We start from the raw sequence: 23,737 nt of genomic DNA, 5'->3' as shown, positions 1-23,737 counted from the left end.
TAGCGTTACTTTCGGCTCGATGCTGATAAGCGGCCAGTTAGCAGAGAGCTGTACGGGGCGTCTGTTGGGATATATCCGTACAGACCGGGTGGAAACGACTCTCGATTCAGGACCGGAGCCGCTGGATGCGCTTCTCCGTCGGCGGGTGGGTCGAAAACAACTTCTCGAACAGCCCCTTGTCGGCGTTGAAAATACAGAGGGCGTTCATGCTGTCCTCGACTTTCGATTCTCGCCCCTCCGCACCGCGAGAGATTTTTTCGAGCGCACGGGCCAGCGGCTCGCCGGTGCCGATGGCGCGGCGAGCGTCCGCGTCGGCGACGTACTCTCGATACCGCGAAATCGCCAGCACGAACACCATGACCAGCGCGTTTGCGAGCGAGGAGACGATCATCGCCATGATCCAGGAACCGACGTTTCGCTCGCCGCCGAACAGCACCGCGAAGTAGGCGACGTAGCCGACGAGCATCCCGATGGACTGCCCGACAACCATCGTGATGACGTCCCGGTTCTTGATGTGGGCCAGTTCGTGCGCGATGACACCCTCCAGTTCGTCATCATCCAGCAGTTGCATCAGTTCGCTCGACACAACGACGACACCCGCACCTTTCCGTCCGACAGCGAAGGCGTTGGGCACGCCCATGTCCATCACCATCAGTCGCGGCTCCTCGATACTCATGTCCCTGCAGAGCCGCCGGACCATCTGGTGGACGTAGCCGAACCGCTGGTCGTCCGGCATCTCCTCCGCGCCACGGAGTGCCAGCCACTTTCCGAGTTTGTACTGAACCGCCGGCACGACGAGGATGCCGACGAGGAGCACCGGGACGAGCGGCAGGCCCAACAGCACCGACAGGGCCGTGCCGGCGAACACGTAGAACGCGAACAGAATCGCACCGACGACAAGCATCCGCACCTGTAATCCGAAGTCTGCCATACAGGGTCAACTCCGTCCGGCCGTATAAACCGTCTGGCCGACGATGCCGCTCGCGTCACTGGGTTTCGTCGCGAATCCAGCGCTTACGACTTGTGGAGCGCGTAACTCCGCCGCCCATGGGTCTCTAGCGTGAGATACGCCAGCCGCCAGTCGGTCTCCGAACAGAACTGGTGGACGGCGGGGATGACGCCGTTCACGATTTTGTAGTCGTCGCCCGTGATGTAGCCGTCATCTGCGACTGCCCGCTGGCTCTCTTTGAGTTCGGCCAGCGTGGTCTCGTACTTGTGGGAACTGTTGATATACACCCAGTCGAGCGAGTCGGTATCGGCCTCACGGAGCACGGTAATCGGCTCAGCGTCCCGCAGACGAACAGTGTCTCCCTGCCCGCTGAAGCGTCGCTTGACAGCCTGTCGATCTTCGTCGCTTTCCCACCGGTCGACCAGAGAGAGCGTTTCCGGCCGCGTGATCCGGTTGATTGACTCGGCGAACGACCCGTCTCCAGTACCGAACTCGGCGACAGTCCCGCTGGTCGGCAACTGTTCGAGGAGCACCGTCCGATGGGGGAGGATTTCAACGTCTTCAAGCTCTGCTGCCGGGAGCGACTCCGGGACAGCTTGCTTCCGGTCTAGAATGGTCGCCGCTGTGGCTCCCTCTGTCGTGTCGGGCGGAAACGCGGTCTGATAGAGTCCGGCAATCAGCGGGTAGAGGCGGTCCGGACAGGACTCGGTGATAGCGCGTTTCGCCCGCGGTAATGACATCTTATTGCCACGATACAACAACGGAAAGTAAAAGCATGCCGACTCCGGTTCTCACTGGAGAGGCGAAAACCTATGCGCTTGGGTCCGAAACGACACCAGCATGTCTTTATCGCGTTTTGTTGGACGGTTCCGGCCCTACTCCGTCCCGATCTGTCTGTTTACTGCGGTAGTCGCTGCCGTGCTGGTTGTGCCAGCGCTGGTCCTCGGGGGCCCGACCGGACGCACATATGCCTTGACTGTGGCGGTTCTCATCGTCGCAATTTCGTCGGTCCTTCCGTATGCCGCCGCTGTCGGCGTTCTAACTGTCCCGTTCTTTTACACCGGACTCGGTAGCTATGCAGCCCCATCGGTCCTGCCAGCCGATGGGGAGCCGCTCGCACTGACTGGAGTACTCCGGCACGTCGTCGCCGGGATCTCGTATGTCGTTGCGGCCACCGCCGTCGGCGCTGTCGGCATTGGTCTCGATTTCGCGGCTTCGAGTGGTTCGAAGCCGTTTCCGGCGGTCGGTTTTCGGCAGTTTCCGTCATTGGGATTTCCGCCGTTTATGCTGCTTGGCGGCGTGGTCATCGCCGGTGTCTACGCCATCGCTCAACTGTGGCGGTATGAGAAACCGATTCGGGAGCTGGGTTGGAAGACAGTTTCTGGGACGGTTGTCCTTGGCGCGTTCCTCGCTGTGTCGCCCATCGTCGCGCTCTGGATTTTCGGGTCATACGGCTTCTGAATGCTCCCGGGTTACCTGTGAGAGACAGCTCATAGCAGGTCGCCCGATAGTCGGCGCTACCCGCCGGCTTCCAAACGGCTTAAAGTCACAAGCTCCGGTATCCGATAATGACTCAGAAACAGTCCTCGACAGATGGTGGTCCACGAGCGAGCGGTATGCCGATGCTCGGTCTCGGTACCTGGCAGAATGAAGACGCAGAACAGTGTGCCGAAAGCGTTCGGACGGCACTGGAAGCCGGCTACCGACATATCGACACCGCACAGGCCTACGACAACGAAAGTGCCGTCGGTGATGGTATCGCCGCGGCTGACGTTGACCGCGACGATATCTTCCTGGCGACGAAGGTGTGGATCTCGAATCTCTCACACGACGACGTGATCGAGACGACCGAGGAGAGCCTCGACAAACTCGGCGTCGATTCGGTGGACCTGCTGTACGTCCACTGGGCGGCGGGCGAGTACGAGCCCGAGGAGACGCTCCCGGCGTTCGACGAACTCGTCGACCGCGGCCTGATCGACAACGTCGGCGTCTCGAACTTCGAACCGCACCACGTCGAAACGGCGATGGACGTGCTCGATGCTCCGGTGTTCGCAAATCAGGTCGAGACGCACCCGTTCCTCCAGCAGTCGGAACTGCGCGAGCACGCGGCCGAACAGGACTACGAACTGGTCGCGTACTCGCCGCTGGCACGCGGTGAAGTGTTCGGTCACGACGTCATCGAAGCCATCGCCGACGACCACGACGCGAGCGAAGCGCAGGTCAGCCTCGCATGGCTCCGCGAGAAGGGTGTGACGGCGATCCCGAAAGCCACGAGCGAGGCTCACATCACGGACAATCTTGCGAGCCTCGACCTGTCCCTGACGGACGCCGAAATCGACCGTATCGACGGGATCGAGACCGTCGACCGACGCGTCGATCCGGACTGGTCGCCCGCTGCCTGGGACTGAGTCGCTTTCGAGCTTTCCCGGTGGGATTTGCCGATACGACTGTCGGTCCGTGACACCACGTCTCCCACAGCCCTCTTCACATTTCGACCCGTTGAACAGGTAATGAGATATTTTCGCTCTAACTGGTGGTCAAACTGACTTGGCCTATGTTGCCCTCCACGTTCACTGATCGTCCCTCACTCCCGGCTCGGTACCGAGACAGCGCGCTGTTTGTCCTGCTCGCAATGTTATTCGGTGGTTCGTTCGTCGCCATCAAAACCGGGCTCCGTGAGCTTCCACCGGTGCTGTTTGCCGGCCTCCGGTTCGATCTGGCGGCGGTGACGCTGCTTGGCTACATCGTCGTTACTCGGCCCCGGTCGACGTGGTTACCGCGGACTCGCGGCGACTTTTTGGGCATCGGGATGGCGGCGCTGTTCCTCATCGCGCTCAACAACGGGCTGTTGTTCCTCGGTCAGGGCACGACCACGCCCGCAGCGGCGTCTGTCATGTACGGTTTGAACCCGATACTCGCACCCGTGTTCGCCTGGTGGCTGCTGGGCGACCGCCTATCGTGGCTCGGTGCGGTCGGTATCGGTATCGCACTGAGCGGCGTCATCATCATCGTGCAGCCGTCGCCGTCGACGTTCACCGACGCGAGCGCTATCGGGCAACTGCTGGTCCTCGGCGCGGCCGCGGCCGTGGCCCTCGGCAGTGTGCTACTCCAGCGTGTCGGCCCGCAGATGGACAGTACACCACTGACTGCGTGGGCGATGGCCGTCGGCGCGGTGCTCCTCCACGTAGCGAGCCTGCTGGTCGGGGAGCCGCCCACGGCCGTCATCGGCATCGGTCCGGAGACGATAGCGAGCATCGTGGCTGTGGGCATTCCCTCGACGGCAGTCGCCTACGCCATCTACTTCGGCCTCATCAATCGCATCGGTCCGGTCCGTGCGAATCTGGTCGCGTACGTCGTGCCGATTTTCGCCGCGCTCATGGGCTGGGTGCTGCTGGGCTCGTCGGTGTCACTGTGGACGTTTGTTGGCTTCCTCGTCGTCGTTGCGGGCTTCGCTCTCATCGAGCGTGTGACCATCCGCATGGAACTGCGCCGGCTCTATCACCGCTTCGAGGACACATCCTCGTCGCAGCAGACGCCGCCGTGTGACGACTGACGTCAGCGATTGCAGTAGAGCGATCACGATCTGGATTTGACGAAACGGGCCCGGCCAATCATGTACTGGCAGCCCTAAGCCACGATATGGACCCTTCTGACGTGGAGACAGTGTTCGTCGCCGGAGCCAGCGGCGGAACCGGGCGAGCGACGCTCCGACTGCTCAGTTCGCGCGTGCCGATGGTCCGGGCACTGACCAGCACACCGGCAAAAACAGACGACCTGCAGGCGGCCGGCGCTGACGAGGTTCTCGTCGACGACTTGCTGACTCCGACCGCGCTGACCGATGCGTTGTCGGATGTCGATGTTGTCCTGAGCGCTGTCGGCTCGAACATCACGGACGTCTGGTCCCGGGACGAGTACGTCGACGGCGCAGGGACGATCAACCTACTCGATGCGGCTGTCGACGCTGGCGTCGAGGCGTTCGTCATGGAATCCGCTATCGGCGTCGGTGACGAGCCAGCCAGTCCGCTCGCGGCAGCCTTCGACGTCGTCATTCAGCCGATTCAACGCGCAAAGGCGGAGGCCGAAGCCGCGATTCGTGAGGCCCCGGTTCGGCATACAATTCTCCGTCCGGGCGTCCTCACGAACGGGCCCCGAACTGACACCGTTTCGGTCGCCGAACCCGGTGCGAAGCTCTGGGGAAGCGTTTCACGGGCCGACGTGGCCCGACTGATGATTGCATCACCCGTCACGCCGGCGGCCGAAGATCGGACGCTAGAGGTCGTTTCGAAGCCGTCGTTCCCGGACCGCGCGCTACATATCGACTGGCAGCTTCCCGGAAGCAGGCACGCGGGAACCGTGCCGGTCGATACCACAGACGGCGGCCCGTAGCGGGCAAGCCACCCGTGTGCAAATACGGCTCCAGCGTGAAAGGCCCCTGATGACTGCTGTGGACCACGCGAACGCCGGCTATCGGCGATTGTACGAGCAGGACGGACTCTCGTTCGGGCTCGGATTTCCGCTCACAGGCGAACAGGAGTCGACGCCGGATATCGACGCAGAACTCCGGCTGGCAAGCCACGCCGAAGCCGTCGGCTTCGACGCGCTCTGGGCGCGAGACGTCCCGACGTACTGGCCACGGTTCGGGGACGCCGGCGGGGCCTTCGACCCGTGGTCGCTGCTGTCCCATGTCGCCGCCCACACCGAGTCAGTCGCACTCGGTACTGCGAGCATTGTCCTCCCGTTGCGCCATCCCATCCACGTGGCGAAGTCGGCCGCAACTGTCGACCGGCTCTCCGACGGCCGGCTCGTGCTGGGTGTCGCCTCCGGTGACCGCGACCCGGAGTATCCGGCGTTCGATGTCGACCCCGAGAACCGGGGGCAACTCGTCCGTGACAGCGTCGACGCGCTCCGCGCGCTCTGGCGAGAGGAGTACCCGACGCTCGAGGGTTCCTGGGGCCAGATTGACGGCGAACTGGATGTCCTCCCGAAGCCAACGACGGACACGCTCCCGCTCTTTCCGACTGGTAACGCCAGACAGTCGACGGAGTGGATCGCCGAGAACGGCGACGGCTGGATTTTCTATCACCTCCCCGAGTCGACGCTGGAGTCGTATCTCGATACGTGGCGCAGTCACGCGCCGGAGAAACCGTTCACGATTGCCCTTCAGGTCGAGTTCGCAGATGATCCGACGGCTGAGCCCGAACCGCTCCATCAGGGGTATCGGGCCGGTGTCGAGTGGTTCCGGGAGTACTTCCAACGGCTCGAAGACTACGGCCTTGACCACGTTATCGTCGGGATTCGAACGGCAGAGCCACAGGCGGCGATGACGACATTCGCCAGCGAAATCATCGAGGAACTGTGACGGTCGGTGGGAAGATGTTCGTACGCACGGCTTTCGGTGCGGCTGACCTATTAGATACCGATGACCGACCGGCAGGCAGACCTCCGCACTCTGGCTGGGGAGCTTACCGATTACGAGCCGATCACCGACGCGTTTCTCGCAAAGAGCTTCACGGACCAGTTACTCATCGTCGATGTCCGGGACGGCGCATCCCTCCCCGCTGCCGTCATCGACAAGCTAGCTGACCACGACCTGCTCCCAGCAGAGAGCGTGTACAGTGACGACGAGACACCCCACTCCGCTGTCGGTAATGTGGGCGATGCGACACGCCACCATTTCGTCGACGTGCGAACCCGCGGCTCACACCGCTCGTACGTCGTCGAGTGACTTCGGTCCTGTTACCTGGGGTTGGAGACGAACCCAGCCGAGCGTTAGGGGTCGAACTTGCCCTTTTTGAGCCCTTTCCGGACCGGTTCGTGTTCCGCATCGGTTGGCGGCGGTGCCGTCACCAGTAACGCCTCCAGTCGACTCTCCTCATTCGCTTTGACACCGCGGTCGGTGTCGGCCTCGACGACCACTACGTCGCCCGACTCGACCATCCGCTCCGTGTCCCCGTCACGGACGACACCGGTCCCGGACTGGACGTGTATCGCTACGTCGCTCTCGGGTGCGTGGACCGGAATGAACTGTCCGGGTTCGAAGTAGCCACAGACGACTTTCATCCGGTCGCTGCGGAAGACTTCGACAGCCGAGAACTGGTCGTCGTCGTATTCCCGGACGGCGTCGAAATCGGTCGCTGTCATCGCGTGTCCTCCCCATCACTGCAGTCTCGAAGAACCGTCGAGCCGAAGTCGAGTCTGGTCGATGCGGCCTGATTCGAACGCCGGCAAGTGCGCACACTCGCTTGCTGTCGGTTTCGGTGCTGTGGGTACATCGCAAGGAGTTCCGACCGCACGACGGAAAGCCTCGGTCCCGAACCGCTTCGTCTGTAGCCGCGTCGCTTCGTACCCCTGGATGCATATAAATCGCCTCCGAACATCTTCCCAATAAGAACCACGGGTAGTCCGTATAAAGACCCTCCAAATGGTGTCTGTAGGCGCATTGGCGACGACAGTACTGATGGCGGTACTGCTCGTCGGTATCGCTGGCATACTCGCACGGATCGAAGACTGGCGGTCGTACACGATTGCGATCGGTGGCGGCCACGGGACTCACGAACGCACCCACGCGGAGAAGCCGAGCGGGATTCTCCGATGGCTGACGACGGTCGACCACAAGGATATCGGGATTCTCTACGGCGTGTTCGCCGTCCTCGCGTTCGCCTGGGGCGGTATCGCCGTGGTTCTGATGCGGTTCGAACTGATGTACCCCGCGGAGGACTTCCTCAGCGCCAGTGCCTACAACGGCCTTCTGACGACCCACGGCATCACGATGCTGTTCCTGTTTGGCACACCGATGCTGGCGGCGTTCTCGAACTACCTGATCCCGCTGCTCATCGGGGCCGACGACATGGCGTTCCCGCGAATCAACGCCATCGCGTTCTGGCTGCTGCCGCCGGCCGCCCTGCTCATCTGGGGCGGCGTCCTCGGCGGGCCGTTCCTCGAAAACATCGAACCGGCACAGACCGCCTGGACGATGTACACGCCGCTGTCGATCGAACAGCAGAACCCGGGCGTGGACCTGATGCTGCTCGGCCTCCACCTCTCGGGCGTCGCGGCGACGATGGGGGCGATCAACTTCATTGCGACAATCTTCACCGAACGGAGCGAGGACGTGACCTGGGCAACCCTCGATATTTTCTCCTGGACTGTCCTGGTGCAGTCCGCACAGATCCTGTTCGCCTTCCCGCTGCTGGGCAGTGCGCTGGTCATGCTGCTGCTCGACCGGAACCTCGGGACGACGTTCTTCACGCTCGACGGCGGCGGCCCGCTGCTATGGCAGCACCTGTTCTGGTTCTTCGGTCACCCAGAGGTGTACATCCTCGTTCTGCCGCCCATGGGGCTCATCAGCTACATCCTGCCGAAGTTCTGTGGCCGGAAGCTGTTCGGCTTCAAGTTCGTCGTCTACTCGACGCTGGCCCTCGGGGTGCTCTCCTTCGGCGTCTGGGCGCATCACATGTTCGCGACGGGGATGGACCCCCGACTGCGGGCCTCGTTCATGGCAGTCTCCATTGCTATCGCCATCCCGAGCGCGGTGAAGACGTTCAACTGGATGGCGACGATGTGGAACGGTGCGTTGCGGACCACAGCGCCGTTCCTCTTCTGTGTCGGGTTCGTCGGGAACTTCATCATCGGCGGCGTCACCGGCGTGTTCGAAGCCGCCATTCCCGTCGACCTGATCCTGCACGACACGTACCACGTCGTCGCCCACTTCCACTACGTCATCATGGGCGGGATCGCCTTCGCTGTCTTCGCGGGCATCTATTACTGGTTCCCGCTGTACACCGGCCGCTGGTACCAGCGGTCGCTGGCGAAGTGGCATTTCTGGCTGACGCTTATTGGGACCAATGTCACGTTCTTCCCGATGGTGTTGCTCGGCTACGCCGGGATGCCCCGCCGGTACGCCACGTACGCTTTGACCGCCGGTCCGGTGGACCTGTTTACGCTCCTGCACCAGCTGGCGACACTGGGCGTCGTCCTGCTGGTCATCGGTCAGCTCATCTTCGTCTGGAACATCGTGACCTCGTGGCTGGAGGGGCCGCAGGTCGCGGACGGCGACCCCTGGGACTTGGCGGAGACGGAGCAGTTCCCCCGAGAGTTCGCGTGGTTCGAGCGTGAGCGGCTACCGGCGCTGACCGACGGCGGCGAAGAATCAACCGGGGACTGATCACTGAGTCGGCCCCGGGCTCCCGTTTGCGGTCCTCTTCTTGACGCTTCTCGGTCTCCAACCGCTGTCCTACTCTGAGATGTCTGGATACGACTGTCGACTGCCCTGTGACTTCCTGGCGACCAGTTGAGCGGTGGCGGCGGTCGTCCCGTCCGTCGTCGTGGTCCGCTCGTCGTAATGCAATACTGTCAGCCCGAGCCCGGCCCTGAGCAGTTCGTTCGAGGCGAATCGGTATCGGTCTCCCGAGGGGCCGCCGTCCACGTCGTCGGTCGTCCTGAGGTGGTGCTGGATGAACAGACAGCCGCCGTCGGCCAGCGCTTCGATGATATCAGGGAGGCGGTCGATGGGCCGATAGAAGCTAATCGTAATGAGGTCGTACGTCGACGCCGGGTACGCGAACGATTCGAGATTTGCCTGTAGCCACTCGATATCGTCTTCGACGCCTGCGGCGTGTGCGTTTTCCCGGGCAATCTGAAGTCCCGCACGCGACTGGTCGACTGCATCGACGTGGTATCCGGCCGCTGCGACCGGTAACGCGTTCCGCCCGGTCCCGGTTGCGATGTCAAGCGCCCGACCCGGTGGAAAGGTCGGCAGGTATCGCTCTAACACCGGGTGTGGGTCCGGGCGTTGTGGGTACGTGCCCGCTCGGTATCGCTCGTCCCAGGTCGTCATGGCTGCGTTACCGCCCGCCGAGATATGAAGCCTGTGGGCTGTGACACCGCTCTTGCGTTGCTTCCCGTTTCTGAGCGTGACAATCTCAACTCACTTATCCCTTCGCCTGTGACCCACATACAAGCTACCAGTTATGGCCAGTCAAACCGGTGTGACCAGACGACGGCTGCTTCTCGGTCTCGGAAGTGGACTCGGTTTGCTTGGGGGTGGCGGTGCCTACGTGTACTGGTCGCTGCAGGGCGACTCCGGCGGGTACACTGCGCCGAAATCACAGCCAGTCGTCACTACACGCGGACTTCTCGACTCACCGGAAGGTCCGACTGCCGAGACCGAGGGCACGTGGTCGTTCGACGACGCGTCGGAGGTGTTTCTGTTCATCCATGGGTTCAGCACCGACGCTGAGAGGGCGCGAAATAATGCCTACACAGCGCAGGTCGCGCTCGAAGAGTCTACACCCGCACCGGTCGTCGCATACAGTTGGGAGTCCAACGTCGAATGGGAGCAGGCCAAGGACAACGCTGTGGCGAACCGTACTCCCCTCGCCCAATGGCTGGTCGAGTGGGCCGAAACCGACGGGCGACCCGTCCACGTGCTCGCCCATTCGCTTGGCGCGCGGTTGACCGGTGAAACACTTCGCGTGCTTGCGGAGCAAGGGGCGACAGACGCGCTTGCCTCGGTGTCACTGCTCGGTGGCGCTATTCCCTACGATAGCGTGGTGCAAGGTGGCCGTTATGGCGACGCTATCGAGGCTGTTGACGCTCCGGTGTCGAACTTCTACAGCCAGAACGACAAGGTCCTCTCGTGGGTGTACCGAGCGTCGGACCGGACCCATGCCGTCGGCCACGCTGGCGCTCGTGACGCGGGGCCGCTTCCTGACGGCTACCAAGACGTGAATGTCACTGACCTCGTTGCCGATCACTACTCGTACTTCGAACCGGGCGAGGGCTGTCTGTCGCGTGTCGCTGCCGAAATCGAGTGATCTGGGTCTGGGTTCCCTGCTGCTAGTAGAATTATATCCGGTGGAAGTGTTGTGCTCCATATGAGAACCGCTGGCAGACTAACGGCCGCTACGCCCCGGAGCGGAAAATGACCCTCTTCGCTGCTGTTGTCGTCTTTATTGTTGGACTCCTCTCAGGCATCGTCGTCCGGTGGGTCGCTGGACTTGCTGCCGCTCTTGCACTCGTTCTGGTGCTGTTGGGTGCGACCACGCCAGATATCGGCCTAGTCAACTTCGTGCTCGAACAGTACTACCAGGGTAACGAACTACTGTTTCTCGCCGGACTGCTGTTCGGGCTGGACGCCGAACACACCAGAGATGCCGTCGAGGGATGACGCCGCGCTCTCGGAGTCGTATTGAACTGCAACCTACAGGCTGAATATCTACCGCAGACGATTGCCTTTCATCGATTGCGTGTGACATTGTTGTTGTCCCAGACAGGACGCGGCTACGCTTCTGGATAACACAGATATACGAATGGTGGATATCGCTGTCGCATATGGGTGAGCCGGTGGACGTTCTGAGTAGTGTCGCGACCATCGAAGCCCGAAGAAATTCGACCCACACATAGCGACCGGTGGGACGCCCCGGGCAGTGTCGTGTACGACTCCGCTGTCCGGATGTCTGACGGGGAACGGCGCTATCTCAAAACCAAAGCCGGCGTCACCAATCATATAGCTATTCGGAATAGCTATCCGACTATACTGCTATCTCGCTTCTTCCCTATCAACAGCTGTATGGCCAAAGCAATGTGTGGCTCCGTCGCACAAAATGCGTTTTAATCCTTCACGAAGCCTATGAGCATGGCCTGACGAGTGGCCCGATGTAACTATGGACTTACAAGAATTCGTCCGCTCTAACGCCCCCGAAGACGGTGGCGATGGCTTCCAGAAAGAGAACAACAGGCTGCTCGACATCCCGCTCGACGGAACGGTGATGGTCAAAGCCGGGTCGATGGTCGCGTACACCGGCGAGGTCACGTTCACTGGCAAGTCCTCGGCGGAAGGCGGTATCACGGGCTTCGTCAAGGAGGCCGTGAGTGGCGAAGGGACGCCGGTCATGGAGGCCGAAGGGAACGGCCACCTCTACGTGGCCGAGAACGGCAAGAAGGTACAGGTGCTGACTCTCGCTGACGGGGAATCGATATCGGTCAACGGGACTGACGTGCTCGCGTTCGAATCAACCATCGATTACGAAATCAACACTGTCGGCAGCCTCTCCGGCATGGCCGCCGGCGGCCTGACGAACGTCTACCTCACCGGCCCCGGCGAAGTCGCACTGACGACACACGGCGACCCGCTGGTAATGACGCCGCCGGTCTTCACCGACCCGGACGCGACCGTTGCGTGGAGTTCGAACCTCTCGCCGTCTATCGAGATGAACAAGACGTTCGAAATCGGCCAGACCTCCGGGGAGTCGCTACAGATGGAGTTCACCGGCGACGACGGGTTCGTCGTCATCCAGCCGAACGAGGAGGGGTCTGTCACACAGAGTCAGAGCTAATCGCCGTCGAGTTACTGCGTCGAAGACACCGAGCGCTTGCGGAGCCGTCCCCGAACGAACGGACGGATTGGTGTTACGCCCAGATTGAGTCGATCGATTTCGACGACAGCGAATGATTGGTCAGCGACGAGCCGTGTCCCTGTCTGCCGAGTGAGATGACAACCGCCGGCGAGTCGTTTCCAGAGCGGTGCGAGAGCCGACTGAATCCGGGCGCGCCAGCCGTCGTCGATGACGTGTTCGAAGAACCGCAGTTCGCCGCCGGGTTTGAGTACGCGGGCAACCTCACTCATCGCGGATTCGATGTCCGGTATCGTACAGAACACCATCGACGCGATAACGACGTCGAAGGATTCCTCGTCGTACGGGAGGGCTTCGGCCGGTGACGCCTCGATGCGAATCGGCCTGGCCTGCGCGTTCGCCTTCTCTGCTGCCTGCCGCCGCATATGTGGGTCCGGCTCGACAGCGTGAAACTCCGTCGAGGCGGTCGCCACGCTATCGAAATACGGAAACATCGCGCCGGTTCCAGCGCCGAGGTCCAGCACCGTTCCATCCAGATTTGCTACCAGATACTCACGATGTGGCTGTAGGAGGGTCCGTTCGATGAGCGTCGTTGCCGGATCGTAGATAGCTGCAAACAGCGGCGACGAGGGATTCTGATTGGCGTTCGGCTCTGTGGGCATAGCAGTAGTACCGGTGGCTCCCCTGAAAGCATTGGTTCACTCGAAGAGTATCACACGCGCTCGCCACCCACTGCTGTCAGTCTCCATCCGCCGACATCTCGACGCCCGCTTCATCAATATCAACTTTGGCTTCGGTGAGGTTGCTGTCTCGCCACGTCCCGCGTCGATACCAGCCGTAGGCAATGAGCGCCCCTGCGACGTTCGAGACGGCGAACGATATCCAGATTCCGGTTTCGCCGAGTGGCACAGCGGCGAACCACGCAATCGGGAAGCGGATGATCCCGAGCATCAACACCGAGATTGCCGCGGCGGTGAGCGTCTTCCCGGCACCACGGAAGCTCCCGGTGTAGGCCCGCATGATGCCGATGAAGCCGAAGGAAAGCGCGACGTACCGGAGGAACTGCGTCGTGATTTCGACCACCTCGGGGTCCGTCGTGAACAGGTCGGCTATCGGTGCGGCGGTGAACCAGACGAGGACTCCAGCCAGGGTGAGCACGCCGAAAAGCACCGTCGCCGCGAGGCCGGCCGCTTTCGCTGCCCGGTCCGGCTTATCCGCCCCCATGTTCTGACCGGTCATCGTCTCGACGCCGCGGGCGACTGCGATAGCTGGCAGGAAGACGACCGAGAACACGCGCGTCCCGATGCCGTAGGCGGCGACAACCGTATCCGGGAACATCGCGACGATGACCAGCAGCAGGTTCATCGACAGCGCACGGCCCGTCCCCTCGACGGAGGCGGGTAGGCCAATGCGAACGAGACGGCGGAGATACGACAGGTCTGGAGCCATATCGCGGAGGTGAATCTGGACGCCGCGGTTCCCTCGGAACATGATCGCCAGCCCGACGATCAGCGCCAGCGCCCGCGAAAAGACGGTCGCGATGGCAGCCCCTTCGATGCCGAGCTCGGGGAACGAGACTGTCCCGACGAGCGGCGCGTTCTCGACGACCGTCCAGCCGAATATCAGGAACGGGTCGATGATGATGTTGAGGACAACCGAGCCGAACATGACGAGCATCGGCGTTATCGTGTCACCGTAGCCCCGCATGAGCGCGACGAAGACGAAGAAGCCGAACATGAACAGTAGGCCGAGCGAGATGACCTCCATGTAGCTGGTCGCCATGGGCAGGACATCTTCTGACGCGCCCATCAGGCTGAGAAACGTATCGACGCCGAGATAGCCCACGATACCGAGAACGAACGAGACGATGACGGCGAACGTCACCGTCTGTGAGGCGGCGTACTCGGCGTCGCGCTCCTCGCCCGCACCGGTAAACTGTGCGACGAGGACGCTGCCGGCAACGGATATGCCCATTCCGAGTGAGATGAGGAGGAATACCATCGGGAACGCGAAGCTGATTGCCGCCAGCGCATCCGTGCTGTACTGGCCGAGCCAGAACGTGTCCGCGAGGTTGTACGCAGTCTGGAAGAGGTTCGTGATGACAATCGGCATCGAGAGGAAGAACAGCGGCTTCCCGATGCCACCCGACGTGAGGTCGAACTCCTCAGGGCCCTTGAACAGAGCACCAACGCGACTTCGAATCCCCATCAGCGGGTCGCCTCCACTGGCGTGTCCGCCAGGAGATGGGTCTCAGCGTATCGCGTAATCGTCTCGTTGAATCTGTCTATCGAACGATCTGTGGCGACGTGCCGGGTGTAGGCACCTGTGATCGCCGTCACGAGGAACTCCGCTGCGACGGCCGGCTCGACCGCGCTATCGAACTCCCCGGTTTCGACGCCGGCCGCGATAATTTCCCGCAACTGGTCAAAGAGAGCAGCATCGAACTTGGCCAGTTGTGTCCGGAAAGCGTCGTTGTACGGGGCCTGTGCCTTTATTTCGAGTAACGCTGTTCTGAACTCCTGGCCGGGCGTTCGTCGCCCATCGGTGAGAACTGTATCCAACAGCGAATCGAGTTCTTCCCGCGGCGTGTTCCCCTCCACTCCCGCTATTTTTGCAGTGTATCGTTCGTACAAGAAGTCCAGAAACTCCGCAAAGAGGTTCTCTTTGCTGTCGTAGTAGTAGTGAATAGACGCTTTGCTCCGGTCTGCCTCGGCAGCGATGTCCTTGACCGTGAGCGCGGCGTACCCGTGCTGGCAGAGGGCGCGGTACGTCGCCTCGAGAATTTCGGTAGCTGTATCGTCATCCATGGCGGCTGTGACAAAACTTACTAACCGATTAGTCAAAAACGCTTTGAAGTCCACAATCTGGGCTACCGACGACTATTGGATCTATCCGGGCGAATTTAGACTTACTAACTAATAATTCAGTCCGTAATAGCATACAGGTCACAACGGTTATCCAACCATAGGCGAAACTGTTAGCCAATGGGTGGACCATCGGACCGCACCTTCTCGGAACAGACCGAGGAGATAATGCAGGCAACCTACCGGGCGTTGCGCGAACACGGGTACGCTGATCTCACAATAAAACGAATCGCGGACGAGTACGGCAAATCGACGGCTGCAGTGCACTATTACTACGACACGAAAGACGACCTTCTTGCGGCCTTTCTCGATTATCTGCTGGAGCGGTTCGTCGATTCGATTCACGACGTTGAGACAACGGACCCCGAAGCCCGACTGGAAATATTGCTCGATGAACTGCTCGTCAAGCCGCAGGAAAACCCCGATCTCTCGGTCGCCTTGCTAGAGATGCGGAGTCAAGCACCGTACAAGGAGGCGTTCAGCGACCGGTTCCGCCAGAACGACGAGTACATTCGCTATCTGCTCAAGGCGGTCATCAACCACGGAATCGACGAGGGTGTGTTCACCGACGTCGATGCGGATCACGTTACTCGTTCGCTGCTGACGATCATCGACGGTGCCCGGACCCGTGCCGTAATGCTGGACGACACCGAGGAACTTGAAACGGCCCGACAGACGGCGAGTGAGTACGCCGACGCGATGTTACGGTGACCAGTCGCCTTGTGCCGCCACCGCTCAGTCGCCTTGTATCTGCATCACAGTGGCCTGACGATACCAACTGTCATTGGATTGAATATTCGGGTCCACGGATGTCACAGCCTATCGACCAGAGAGCGATCAGTGCAATAACGGCCGGAACGTGCGCGAGAACTAGCAACGGAACGACGAATCGACCGAGGCTCAGCACACTTCCCAGAGTACGGACACCAGTTCCGAATATCGGAAGCGAGAGCAACGCTCCGAGTGTTATCCCACCTCAGACGGAGAGGAGCAGTACTGTAACGGCTGCCAATCGGCCTTTTGACCGTCAGACTTGGCCCGCAAGTTGTGATTCCACCTGCGGGAACAGGACGTTGTTCTCCTTGTGGACGTGCATATGCGTGTCCTGTTCCAGTGTTTCGAGTCGTTCGAGCAGGCTCTGATAGCTCGGACAGGCGTCGTCCGGGACTGCGTACCCGTCGCTCAGCTCCGCAATCCGTTCGAGGTGCTCGGCTGTCGCTTCGTGATCCGATTCGAGATCCGCGAGCGCCTCGTCCAGAAGCGCTCTCTCCTCGTCCGTGAGTGCAGCGCCCCCATCGAGTTTCTCGATGACGGGAAACACGTCCCGTTCCTCCTCTGTCGTGTGCTGACGCATCTCCTCGGCCAGTTCGAGGACTTCCCGCTCGATGTCCGCCAGCTCTGGATGCTCTTCCGCATGGACGACCCGAACTTTTTCAGCGAGCTGTTCTAGGGCTGGCAGCTCCTCGCGGAGGTACTGATGGTGGCTGTCGACGACGTGTTCGATGAGTGCAGTCATCGACTTCCATTCGTCCCCGGGATCCTCGCTTTGTCGGCGCGCCTCGTCTAGACGCTCCCGGATGGCATCGATATCGAGGTCCGCTTCGGTACAGGCTGTCCGGAGCGTCTGGTCACCGCCACAGCAGAAATCGAGCCCGACCGCTTCGAAGACGCGAGCGAACGCCGGGTTCTCTCTGACGAGTACGCCGAGCGGTCGGTTCGGGTTGATTGGTTCAGTCATTGGTAGCTGTTACTTGCGTTCCTTGCTGGGAGCACTCTGTTCTCCTGCTCTCGGAGCTTGAGTCCGTAGATCATGGTTAGAACGGGGCCTCCGTCTCTTCGTCAGCTGACTCGTCGACGGTCGTCTCGGCCTTTCCGATCAGGACTCTGAACTCGCCGGGGTCTTGCTGCCGGTAGGTCCAGCGGAACTCCGGGCCCGCCTCGGCCTCGAACTGGTGGTACAGCGGCTTGGGGTCGTGGTCGTTGACGAGGACGAATCCGCTCCCGGTGTCCAGTTCGGCGTACGCCTCGAAGATCTGCTCGTGTCGCTGTGCTGGCGGGAGATCTCTGACATCGAGTTCCTCGGTGATATTGAGTGACTCGTCGTCAGACGGGGCTGCCGACACGGCATCGGCAGCGGTATCCGATTCATCGGATTCCCCCGTACTCTCTGTTTTCGTGATCTGGACGCGACAGCGGCCGGGCTCAGACTCGACGACCTCCCAGGCGAACGCGTCGCCGTACTGCTGTTTGAACTCCCGTTGCAGGGGCCGCGGCTCGTGTGGGGCGATGAGTTCCATCGTCCCGCCCTCGGGTATCATTCCGTAGCGGTGATGGATCGTCGGATGCCGCTCCTGTTTGGGGATTTCGCGGACGTCGTACCGCGTAACGATGTCTTCGTCGGTGGTCTCGGAAGCGCCGGTCTTGACGATCTCGACCCGCCATTCGCCGCCGCCCTGACTCGCGTAGTCCCACTCGATTACATCTCCATGCATCGATTTGAGCTCGTGGTACAGCGGCTTGGGGTCGTGGTCGTTGACGAGGACGAACCCGTCACCCGCCGCCAGACCGTCGAAGATCTCCAGAAGCACCTCGTGTCGTCGCTGTGGCTTCAGGTCACGGACGTCGATTGAGGGGAGTGACTCGTCCCCAATCGGCTCGCCGACGGTCACTTGGAGCTCTCGCGGCTCTGCGTCGGGATGTGCGTATACCCACTCCAGCGACCGGCCCTGTTCTAGCTGGTAGCGCACCAGCCAGGGGTCGATATCCCTGTCGGCCACGACTTCGATGGTATCACCGACCTCGGCTCCCGACAGTACGTCGAAAAGCTGTTCACGACGTTTTCCTTCCGACTGGTCTCGCAACTGAATCTCTGTTGGCATCTCTATACTGGATGGTACACAAGTGGACTGATGTCACCTGTCCCGAAGGGGTTCGGTCGCATCCGGATCACCCCACCGATTGGACAGCAACTAGTCAAGTATCCGTCACTGTCACACCCGTTTCGAGACTGAAAACGGGCCGCCCGGATCCGCTCGCTAATACGTTCGCCATCGCGTTCTTCGGCTGATCTGTTGTATAATGACGTGTGACTATGTCTGTGACCAACACGATAGAATCGTCCCTGGCTCGGCAGGCTCCGACGGCGAGCATCATCGACTCACTCTGTCTGACTGTCGACTATGCGAATGGCTCACCAGCGGACGAAAGAGGTCACAGAGGGCCTTTCCTGGCGGGGAATCCGCGTCGATTCGATACTGAATCGGCTGGGCGCTGAAACCACAGGCACACGCGTTCCGTCGCCACCTCCTCGTCGTTATCTCGGTTGTGCTCGTGACCGGCGTCTACCAGACTACCGGTCTCATCGGGCTGTCCGCTCCAGCGCTGCTCGCTTCCCCAATCGGGCACCTCGTCGCCGTCAAACTGCTCGTCCTCGCCGTCTTGACCGCAATGGTGGCCGCCAGCTTCAAGCGAAACGGATAGATCGGATTTACCGACCTCCACCACGGCTGAGTCGGCATTTCGCGCTGACTGTCTTCGTGTCACGAGGTCCGTTCGCCGGTAATAGTCCAGAGCGTACTCTGTAGCGATTTGCCTACAAAGTACCCGACAAGGCCCCACAGAACGCTACTTTCGACGCCCTGCAACACGGCTCCGACACCAGCACAGAGGATACCAAGGACAACGCCGGGATAGTGCTGTGCAGGCGATAATGCTTCCATAAACCTCCTCAGCTATTTGTAAAGAAGAGTATTCGCCCGAACTCGTTCGTATTTGCGCTGACAGACCTGTCAGCCAACGATATTTGAATACGCATGACTAACAACTGCACTCGGACTGGCCCGCTTGAACACCCGACGGGTTACCTATGAATCCACAGTATCGCGGCCTGTAACACTCTGTTCTGCAGGCGGCTGAATGGTCAGGTGGTCCCGCATCGATTCGATGAGGGACGCCGGTAATCGAATGTCGCCGTCGGAATCCCGCTCAACGCCGAATATCTCCTGAACCTCGCTGCTAATGACAATTGTCTGAAGTTCTCCCGTAGCTGTATCGAGCGTAATGTTTTGCAGTGTGCCGACTTCGCGGCCATCGGTACTCACGACCCGGACGTTGGAGAGCTGGTTTGCGAGGACCGTTCGCATACTGGTCAATAATCCCGAAATTACCATAAAATTACTGCATCTTCCTGTGGCATATCGTCTCTTACTACAAAGCGGGTGCGTACGTGGATACGATGAACATGGTCGCCGCCGAAACTGTGTCACAGATATGACCGGTACATTATGACGGACTCGCCGGCGCACTGATCGGATCAGCATTACGGGGTTCAAGACGGCTTTAACCTATCGCTGGTGCTTTTTCAGTCCCGGCGTAACCGCTAACTGTATGCCAGCGAATTGCCCTCCACCTGCAACGCGGTACTGTTGGCAGCATCACTCTCAAACGCACGGACAGTTGCCCGCACCACAGGAGGTGATTCTGTGAGCGTTCGGTCGGTGGCGTTGGCCGCAGTGCTTATCGCTGCAGCGGCGACGGGTCCGGGGCTTGCCGCTGCGGAGCAGCAAGCCACGGTCTCAGAGGACAGCCTCCCGCTGCACGCCGACGAACAACAGGTAGTCACTGGAGAGACCACGCTGGAGCCCGGGACGGAAATGACGGTCAGAATCCTGTCAGAGAACTCGTCGAACCCGTTCCTTTACCAAAGGCAGGTCATAGTACAGCCCAATGGGACATTCGTCGCCCAGTTTGATCTGTCTCGCCCCCCAGCGAACATATCCTACGAGCTGTCCGCTCATGTCGATGGCGACACGCTGTTTGAACGTACTGAGACTATCGCCCCGTGTGACGGCAACTGTACTGATACGGTACCGGAGATAGAGACCCCGGAATCGACTGATGATGGCGAAAACGTCGTCGAGGTCTCCCAGGGCGACACCGCCGAAATTCCGGTCTCAATGACTGATGGAGGAACCAAAACGCTCTCCATTGGCAGCGAGGCGGCTAACTACCGGATCAACGCGACCGTCAGTGACGACGATGATGACGGCGAGGTGCTGGTCCTCTTCGATACTGCGGTCGCCGGTACGGACGGAGCGACGCTCAGCGTGGCGGACGACGGTGACTCGCTGACCGTGACCGAGTCGGAGCCGGACCTCTCGTCCACGCTCGCCGCCGCTGCGTACTCGTACCGCGTGTTCGATGGGCAGTCGACTGACGGGAGACCGACTGTCGGAACGATCGTCATCGAAGCCAACGGGACGACAAGCGAGCAATTCGAGGTTGAGGAGTCGGCCGACTTTGGGCTAGAGGAACCAGTCGTCAAAGGGCGGCAGGGAGAGACTGCCCGAATCCACATCGTCCTCGCGACTGCCGACGCAGCCACCATTTCTATCGGAAACCCGGAAATCAACTACGAGATCAATGCGACTGTCCGTGACGGGAACGGCGATGATCGTGTCGCCCTCCTGTTTGACACCATGGCGGCCGGTCACGACGAACCGACCCTCGAAACCGCTGCGGATGCCGATGCCGTGGCGGTCGAATCCGGCTCGGAGGTCGCCCTCGATTCCCACCTTGACGCGGGCACTTACGACCTGTCGCTGTACCGTGGGGACGAAGTGGCCGACGGGCGGCCCGACACGGTCGGCACGCTGCTCATCACAGATGGGGACACCACATCTACAGACGCATCTTCTGACGGCGTCGATTCAGTTACCGGCGAAACGCCGGCCGCGCAGCAGTCACAGGCTGGTGACTTTGGGGTTGGTGTCGGCGCTCTCGCTGTCGGCGGGGTGCTCGCTATCGTTGGCGTAGGCATCGGTCTTCGGTCCGTGATGGACTGACGTCGCGACAGTGGGCTATACGCACGGTTTTTGAAACCATCTCGGGTTTGGCGATCGGGCTACCCTCGTCTGAGGCCTGATCCCATTGCCTTACCCACGGCTGTCACGTTGCGATCTGAGACTGAGGTCTGTGGGTTTTATCCTCAAATCGCCACGGCAGAGCGGTCCTTCCTATGACAGCGGTTCGCCAGAGTCACCCGTCAGTCAGTAGCGCAGCGATACCGAGCACGGTGATGCAGAGACAGAAAAACAGCACACCCGGCTCGACGACTTCGAACACGAACCATGCGAGTGTGCTGGTTCCACTGACTGGCCCTGCATGCGGACTTGCGGGGGCCAGGACCTCGGATCCGGCGGTTGCGTCCGCCAGTCTTTCTGCGCCCCACTGGACGAAGAGACTCGCAAAGCCGATGAGTCCTATCCCCGTAATAACGTTGCTCATCGATTGCTGGATGCGCGGCGCAAGGTCGTTGTCGCCGACCAGCACAATTGGGTCGCTCGCCGGGCCGTACACGGTCATCTCGTTGCCCTTCGAGGAGTATACCGTCTCGACCGGCTCGATGAGATCTGCGTCTTTGAGGTTCGAAACGTGGTAGTGGACGTTCTGGACCGACGTGTCACACCGGTCCGCTATCTCGGACGGCGTTCCGGGCTCGTCGTACAGCGTGCGGAACAGCGACCGGCTGGTGTCCGATGCGAGCGCGTCGAGGACGTCGTCGGTTTCGTTCTCCGCAACACCGAGTACCCGCGGCGATTCGTCCGCTGTCCCGGTCCGCTCTTGTATCGTTTCGATGAGACTCGACATAGCGTCACTGTCGGATATATGATACTGGACCCATCAAAGCCCTGTGGCTGGCTTAAAACTAGATTTAACCGTCCGTGCGGTTCTGTGCACTCCGGACTGCATGGACTGGACGGACCGCCCCGTGGCCGGTCTCGTTGTCGAGCCTCTGCCTCCCCACGTCTCTCGTGGTCTGTTCCAGCAGGCGTTCTGTTTCGCGGGGCGATAGCGACTCGTTCGCCTCTAGCATCAGGGCCGCGGTTCCACCGACGTACGGGACTGCGGCCGAAGAGCCGACGAAGCCGTCAGGTGCGGCAGCGGCGAACTGCCTGTCCGGGGCCACGATGTCAATACCGGTCCGTCCATCGACTGTCGGGCCGCGGGAACTGAACGGTTCGAGCTGCTTGACACGGCTGTTGTATGCCCCGACAGTAATGACTTCGCGGGCCGTCCCTGGAGCGACAATGCTGTTTCGAGTCGACGTGTGCTGGAGGTCGTGCGTCGGTGAGACAAGCCGTAACCGTGCGCCAGTCGGCGATGCGGGCCCACGAATCACGAGATAGTAGTCGCCGGGCCTGACGTCGGCAACGATTCGCTCGTTTGGTACGTCGTCGCCGCGGTAGGGCTGTGAACGAGCGACGAGACGGGAATCGGTTCCGTTCGTTCGATACAGTTCGACTGTGTACTCCTCGTCTGCATGGCTCCGGTCCCACGAGAGCCAGACCGTGATTTCGGTCCCGCCCCGGATGTAATTCTGCCTGCTCCTGTTGGTAAACTCGATTGTCCGGTTTTGGACGGTTTCGGTGGTGTACCGTCCTGACCAGTGGGATTGTGCGAGATTCCCGGCTGGGGCGACGAACACTGACCCACGCTCCGTCGCTCGCGTCGCACTCCGGGCGACTGGCCCGGTTCCATCGCCCGGCTGTCCGTAGAAGGAAACAGGTGCGACGATAACGTCGACGTCCTCTCGAACGAGCCAGTCAACTGCCTGCCGATAACTGCTGACGCTGTCGACCCGGGCGAGATAGAGGGCGGCGCCCGGTGCGGTCCGCGACACGACGGCGGCCGTCGCGGTTCCGTGTGCCTCCCGGGTGTCGTCTACGGACCCACCGCCGAAGCTCCGTGTCTCGGAGACCTGTCCAGCAATCGTTTCCGACTCCGTGTCGAATCCGGTCGGATCGACGATACCGACCGAGACGTTCGAACCTGTAACCCCGGCCGCGTGGAGACGTTCGAACCGGTCGGCTGATCCGTCTGACACTGATACTGATGCGGTATCGGCCCTATTCGGGCGGGGGTCCGTCGGCCCCGTCACTGCGAGCAGTGCGATGCTACCGGTGAGTGACACGATTGCGACGACGGTCAGTAGCAGTACAGTCCGATCACGCACTGCTGACCACCTGCTGCGATACGACCACCGGAACGTAGAGCGACAGGCTCTCAACGAACATTGGGTGAGTATCGAACGCTGTACCGAGACGTTCGGCTACTCGGGCATACGCAGCGCGGAATACGTTGTCTGTGAAAACCGACACACGTCCATTCACATAGGAACAGTCTACCCAGCGGACACGTCGTTTCATCGTTACTTTCAGTCTGTGTGGTGTGGCAAGATCCGACTGTAGGACCAACGAACTCTGATTCGAGCAATCGACAACGGGGAGGGCGGTTTGTGCCCGTTGTCGTGTGGACAACCGGACCGGGATGGATTCCGATTCGGGGAAACCGGTGGCACATGGGGAGGGCGCTGGCAGCCGGGACCCGTCTCAGGCGGTCGCCGGCGTTTGAACCGTCGGACGGGAGCATACTAAAACTATCAAAGACTAAAAACTGGTTTTAAATCTCAATGCATCTGGGTTGTAGCCAACTCACACACTTCGGTACTCGTCGTCGACAGGTTTGTACCGGACTGCGAGATGAAAGATAATTTTGGGTCGGCCATCGGA

The 23,737-nt window shown here is 60.9% G+C and carries 26 protein-coding genes; 13 read left to right on the top strand and 13 right to left on the bottom strand.

The features are described 5' to 3' along the window. Positions 1-106 precede the first annotated feature (106 nt). Positions 107-931 (bottom strand): M48 family metallopeptidase, encoded by an 825-nt coding sequence (locus AV059_RS02765; RefSeq protein WP_058992102.1) that lies wholly within the window; start codon positions 929-931, stop codon positions 107-109. 83 nt (positions 932-1,014) lie between these two features. Further along, complete coding sequence (locus tag AV059_RS02760) at positions 1,015-1,689, bottom strand: class I SAM-dependent methyltransferase (protein WP_058992100.1); 675 nt, start codon at positions 1,687-1,689, stop codon at positions 1,015-1,017. Between the two features lie 100 nt (positions 1,690-1,789). Between AV059_RS02760 and AV059_RS02755 the strand changes: the two genes are divergently transcribed. From AV059_RS02755 to AV059_RS02730, 6 genes are all read left to right on the top strand, one after another. Beyond that, entirely contained in the window at positions 1,790-2,410 is a 621-nt protein-coding gene (locus tag AV059_RS02755) for a hypothetical protein (RefSeq protein ID WP_058992099.1), read from the top strand. 155 nt (positions 2,411-2,565) lie between these two features. Beyond that, entirely contained in the window at positions 2,566-3,357 is a 792-nt protein-coding gene (locus tag AV059_RS02750; protein WP_058992156.1) for an aldo/keto reductase, read from the top strand. 146 nt (positions 3,358-3,503) lie between these two features. Further along, positions 3,504-4,502: a DMT family transporter gene (locus AV059_RS02745; RefSeq protein WP_058992097.1), complete on the top strand. Its 999-nt coding sequence runs from the start codon at positions 3,504-3,506 to the stop codon at positions 4,500-4,502. Positions 4,503-4,588: 86 nt separating this feature from the next. Next, positions 4,589-5,335, top strand: coding sequence for an NAD(P)-binding oxidoreductase (locus AV059_RS02740; protein WP_058992095.1), 747 nt, complete (start codon positions 4,589-4,591; stop codon positions 5,333-5,335). A gap of 49 nt (positions 5,336-5,384) precedes the next feature. Next, positions 5,385-6,308 (top strand): LLM class oxidoreductase, encoded by a 924-nt coding sequence (locus AV059_RS02735; RefSeq protein ID WP_058992093.1) that lies wholly within the window; start codon positions 5,385-5,387, stop codon positions 6,306-6,308. 60 nt (positions 6,309-6,368) lie between these two features. Further along, positions 6,369-6,674, top strand: a complete 306-nt coding sequence (locus AV059_RS02730) for a hypothetical protein (RefSeq protein ID WP_058992091.1) — start codon at positions 6,369-6,371, stop codon at positions 6,672-6,674. A 44-nt stretch (positions 6,675-6,718) separates the two neighbouring features. On the opposite strand, the gene AV059_RS02725 is transcribed toward AV059_RS02730, so the two are convergent. Further along, positions 6,719-7,090: a cupin domain-containing protein gene (locus AV059_RS02725; RefSeq protein WP_058992088.1), complete on the bottom strand. Its 372-nt coding sequence runs from the start codon at positions 7,088-7,090 to the stop codon at positions 6,719-6,721. Between the two features lie 316 nt (positions 7,091-7,406). Between AV059_RS02725 and AV059_RS02720 the strand changes: the two genes are divergently transcribed. Further along, the gene (locus tag AV059_RS02720; protein ID WP_228841712.1) at positions 7,407-9,113 is read left to right on the top strand and encodes a cbb3-type cytochrome c oxidase subunit I; all 1,707 of its coding nucleotides are present in this window, start codon (positions 7,407-7,409) and stop codon (positions 9,111-9,113) included. 69 nt (positions 9,114-9,182) lie between these two features. Here AV059_RS02720 and AV059_RS02715 read toward each other — a convergent pair whose 3' ends face one another. Continuing rightward, a complete protein-coding gene (locus AV059_RS02715) occupies positions 9,183-9,785 on the bottom strand; it encodes a bifunctional 2-polyprenyl-6-hydroxyphenol methylase/3-demethylubiquinol 3-O-methyltransferase UbiG (RefSeq protein WP_058992085.1) in 603 nt (200 codons plus the stop codon). 133 nt (positions 9,786-9,918) lie between these two features. Here AV059_RS02715 and AV059_RS02710 point away from each other — a divergent pair, with 133 nt between their 5' ends. The 3 genes from AV059_RS02710 (at position 9,919) to AV059_RS02700 (ending at position 12,285) form a co-directional block, all read left to right on the top strand. Continuing rightward, a complete protein-coding gene (locus AV059_RS02710) occupies positions 9,919-10,764 on the top strand; it encodes a DUF726 domain-containing protein (RefSeq protein ID WP_058992083.1) in 846 nt (281 codons plus the stop codon). 107 nt (positions 10,765-10,871) lie between these two features. Further along, a complete protein-coding gene (locus AV059_RS02705; protein WP_058992082.1) occupies positions 10,872-11,117 on the top strand; it encodes a hypothetical protein in 246 nt (81 codons plus the stop codon). Between the two features lie 496 nt (positions 11,118-11,613). Next, positions 11,614-12,285, top strand: a complete 672-nt coding sequence (locus tag AV059_RS02700) for an AIM24 family protein (protein WP_058992080.1) — start codon at positions 11,614-11,616, stop codon at positions 12,283-12,285. A gap of 11 nt (positions 12,286-12,296) precedes the next feature. On the opposite strand, the gene AV059_RS02695 is transcribed toward AV059_RS02700, so the two are convergent. From AV059_RS02695 to AV059_RS02685, 3 genes are all read right to left on the bottom strand, one after another. Beyond that, on the bottom strand, positions 12,297-12,965 hold the full coding sequence (locus AV059_RS02695) for a class I SAM-dependent methyltransferase (protein WP_195156608.1): 669 nt from the start codon (positions 12,963-12,965) through the stop codon (positions 12,297-12,299). Positions 12,966-13,041: 76 nt separating this feature from the next. Next, a complete protein-coding gene (locus AV059_RS02690) occupies positions 13,042-14,511 on the bottom strand; it encodes an MATE family efflux transporter (RefSeq protein WP_058992079.1) in 1,470 nt (489 codons plus the stop codon). Further along, positions 14,511-15,110, bottom strand: coding sequence for a TetR/AcrR family transcriptional regulator (locus tag AV059_RS02685; RefSeq protein ID WP_058992077.1), 600 nt, complete (start codon positions 15,108-15,110; stop codon positions 14,511-14,513). Before AV059_RS02685 ends, AV059_RS02690 begins: the two co-directional genes overlap by 1 nt. Positions 15,111-15,287: 177 nt before the next feature. On the opposite strand from AV059_RS02685, the gene AV059_RS02680 reads away from it, so the two are divergent. Then, positions 15,288-15,878 (top strand): TetR/AcrR family transcriptional regulator, encoded by a 591-nt coding sequence (locus tag AV059_RS02680; RefSeq protein ID WP_058992075.1) that lies wholly within the window; start codon positions 15,288-15,290, stop codon positions 15,876-15,878. A 316-nt stretch (positions 15,879-16,194) separates the two neighbouring features. On the opposite strand, the gene ric is transcribed toward AV059_RS02680, so the two are convergent. Together ric and AV059_RS02670 are read right to left on the bottom strand one after the other, a co-directional pair. Further along, the gene (ric, locus tag AV059_RS02675; protein ID WP_058992073.1) at positions 16,195-16,905 is read right to left on the bottom strand and encodes an iron-sulfur cluster repair di-iron protein; all 711 of its coding nucleotides are present in this window, start codon (positions 16,903-16,905) and stop codon (positions 16,195-16,197) included. Between the two features lie 76 nt (positions 16,906-16,981). Further along, positions 16,982-18,046 carry a DUF2249 domain-containing protein gene (locus tag AV059_RS02670; protein WP_058992071.1) on the bottom strand — a complete coding sequence of 355 codons (1,065 nt, stop codon included), beginning with the start codon at positions 18,044-18,046 and terminating at the stop codon, positions 16,982-16,984. A gap of 451 nt (positions 18,047-18,497) precedes the next feature. Here AV059_RS02670 and AV059_RS21360 point away from each other — a divergent pair, with 451 nt between their 5' ends. Then, on the top strand, positions 18,498-18,647 hold the full coding sequence (locus AV059_RS21360; protein ID WP_228841711.1) for a hypothetical protein: 150 nt from the start codon (positions 18,498-18,500) through the stop codon (positions 18,645-18,647). A 59-nt stretch (positions 18,648-18,706) separates the two neighbouring features. On the opposite strand, the gene AV059_RS21355 is transcribed toward AV059_RS21360, so the two are convergent. Together AV059_RS21355 and AV059_RS02665 are read right to left on the bottom strand one after the other, a co-directional pair. Beyond that, positions 18,707-18,886, bottom strand: a complete 180-nt coding sequence (locus AV059_RS21355; protein WP_079990699.1) for a hypothetical protein — start codon at positions 18,884-18,886, stop codon at positions 18,707-18,709. A 144-nt stretch (positions 18,887-19,030) separates the two neighbouring features. Next, positions 19,031-19,309, bottom strand: coding sequence for a PRC-barrel domain-containing protein (locus AV059_RS02665; RefSeq protein ID WP_058992069.1), 279 nt, complete (start codon positions 19,307-19,309; stop codon positions 19,031-19,033). A gap of 339 nt (positions 19,310-19,648) precedes the next feature. On the opposite strand from AV059_RS02665, the gene AV059_RS02660 reads away from it, so the two are divergent. Continuing rightward, on the top strand, positions 19,649-21,010 hold the full coding sequence (locus AV059_RS02660; RefSeq protein ID WP_228841710.1) for a BGTF surface domain-containing protein: 1,362 nt from the start codon (positions 19,649-19,651) through the stop codon (positions 21,008-21,010). A gap of 193 nt (positions 21,011-21,203) precedes the next feature. On the opposite strand, the gene AV059_RS02655 is transcribed toward AV059_RS02660, so the two are convergent. Together AV059_RS02655 and AV059_RS02650 are read right to left on the bottom strand one after the other, a co-directional pair. Continuing rightward, a complete protein-coding gene (locus AV059_RS02655) occupies positions 21,204-21,815 on the bottom strand; it encodes a helix-turn-helix domain-containing protein (RefSeq protein ID WP_058992067.1) in 612 nt (203 codons plus the stop codon). 64 nt (positions 21,816-21,879) lie between these two features. Further along, on the bottom strand, positions 21,880-23,181 hold the full coding sequence (locus tag AV059_RS02650) for a S8 family serine peptidase (RefSeq protein ID WP_058992066.1): 1,302 nt from the start codon (positions 23,179-23,181) through the stop codon (positions 21,880-21,882). Between the last annotated feature and the right edge of the window lie 556 nt (positions 23,182-23,737).

The sequence above is a fragment of the Haloarcula sp. CBA1127 genome, from assembly GCF_001485575.1.
Classification (GTDB): Archaea; Halobacteriota; Halobacteria; order Halobacteriales; family Haloarculaceae; genus Haloarcula.
The sequence above is the reverse complement of the archived record's forward strand: the minus strand, read 5'-3'. Positions and strand labels throughout refer to the sequence as shown.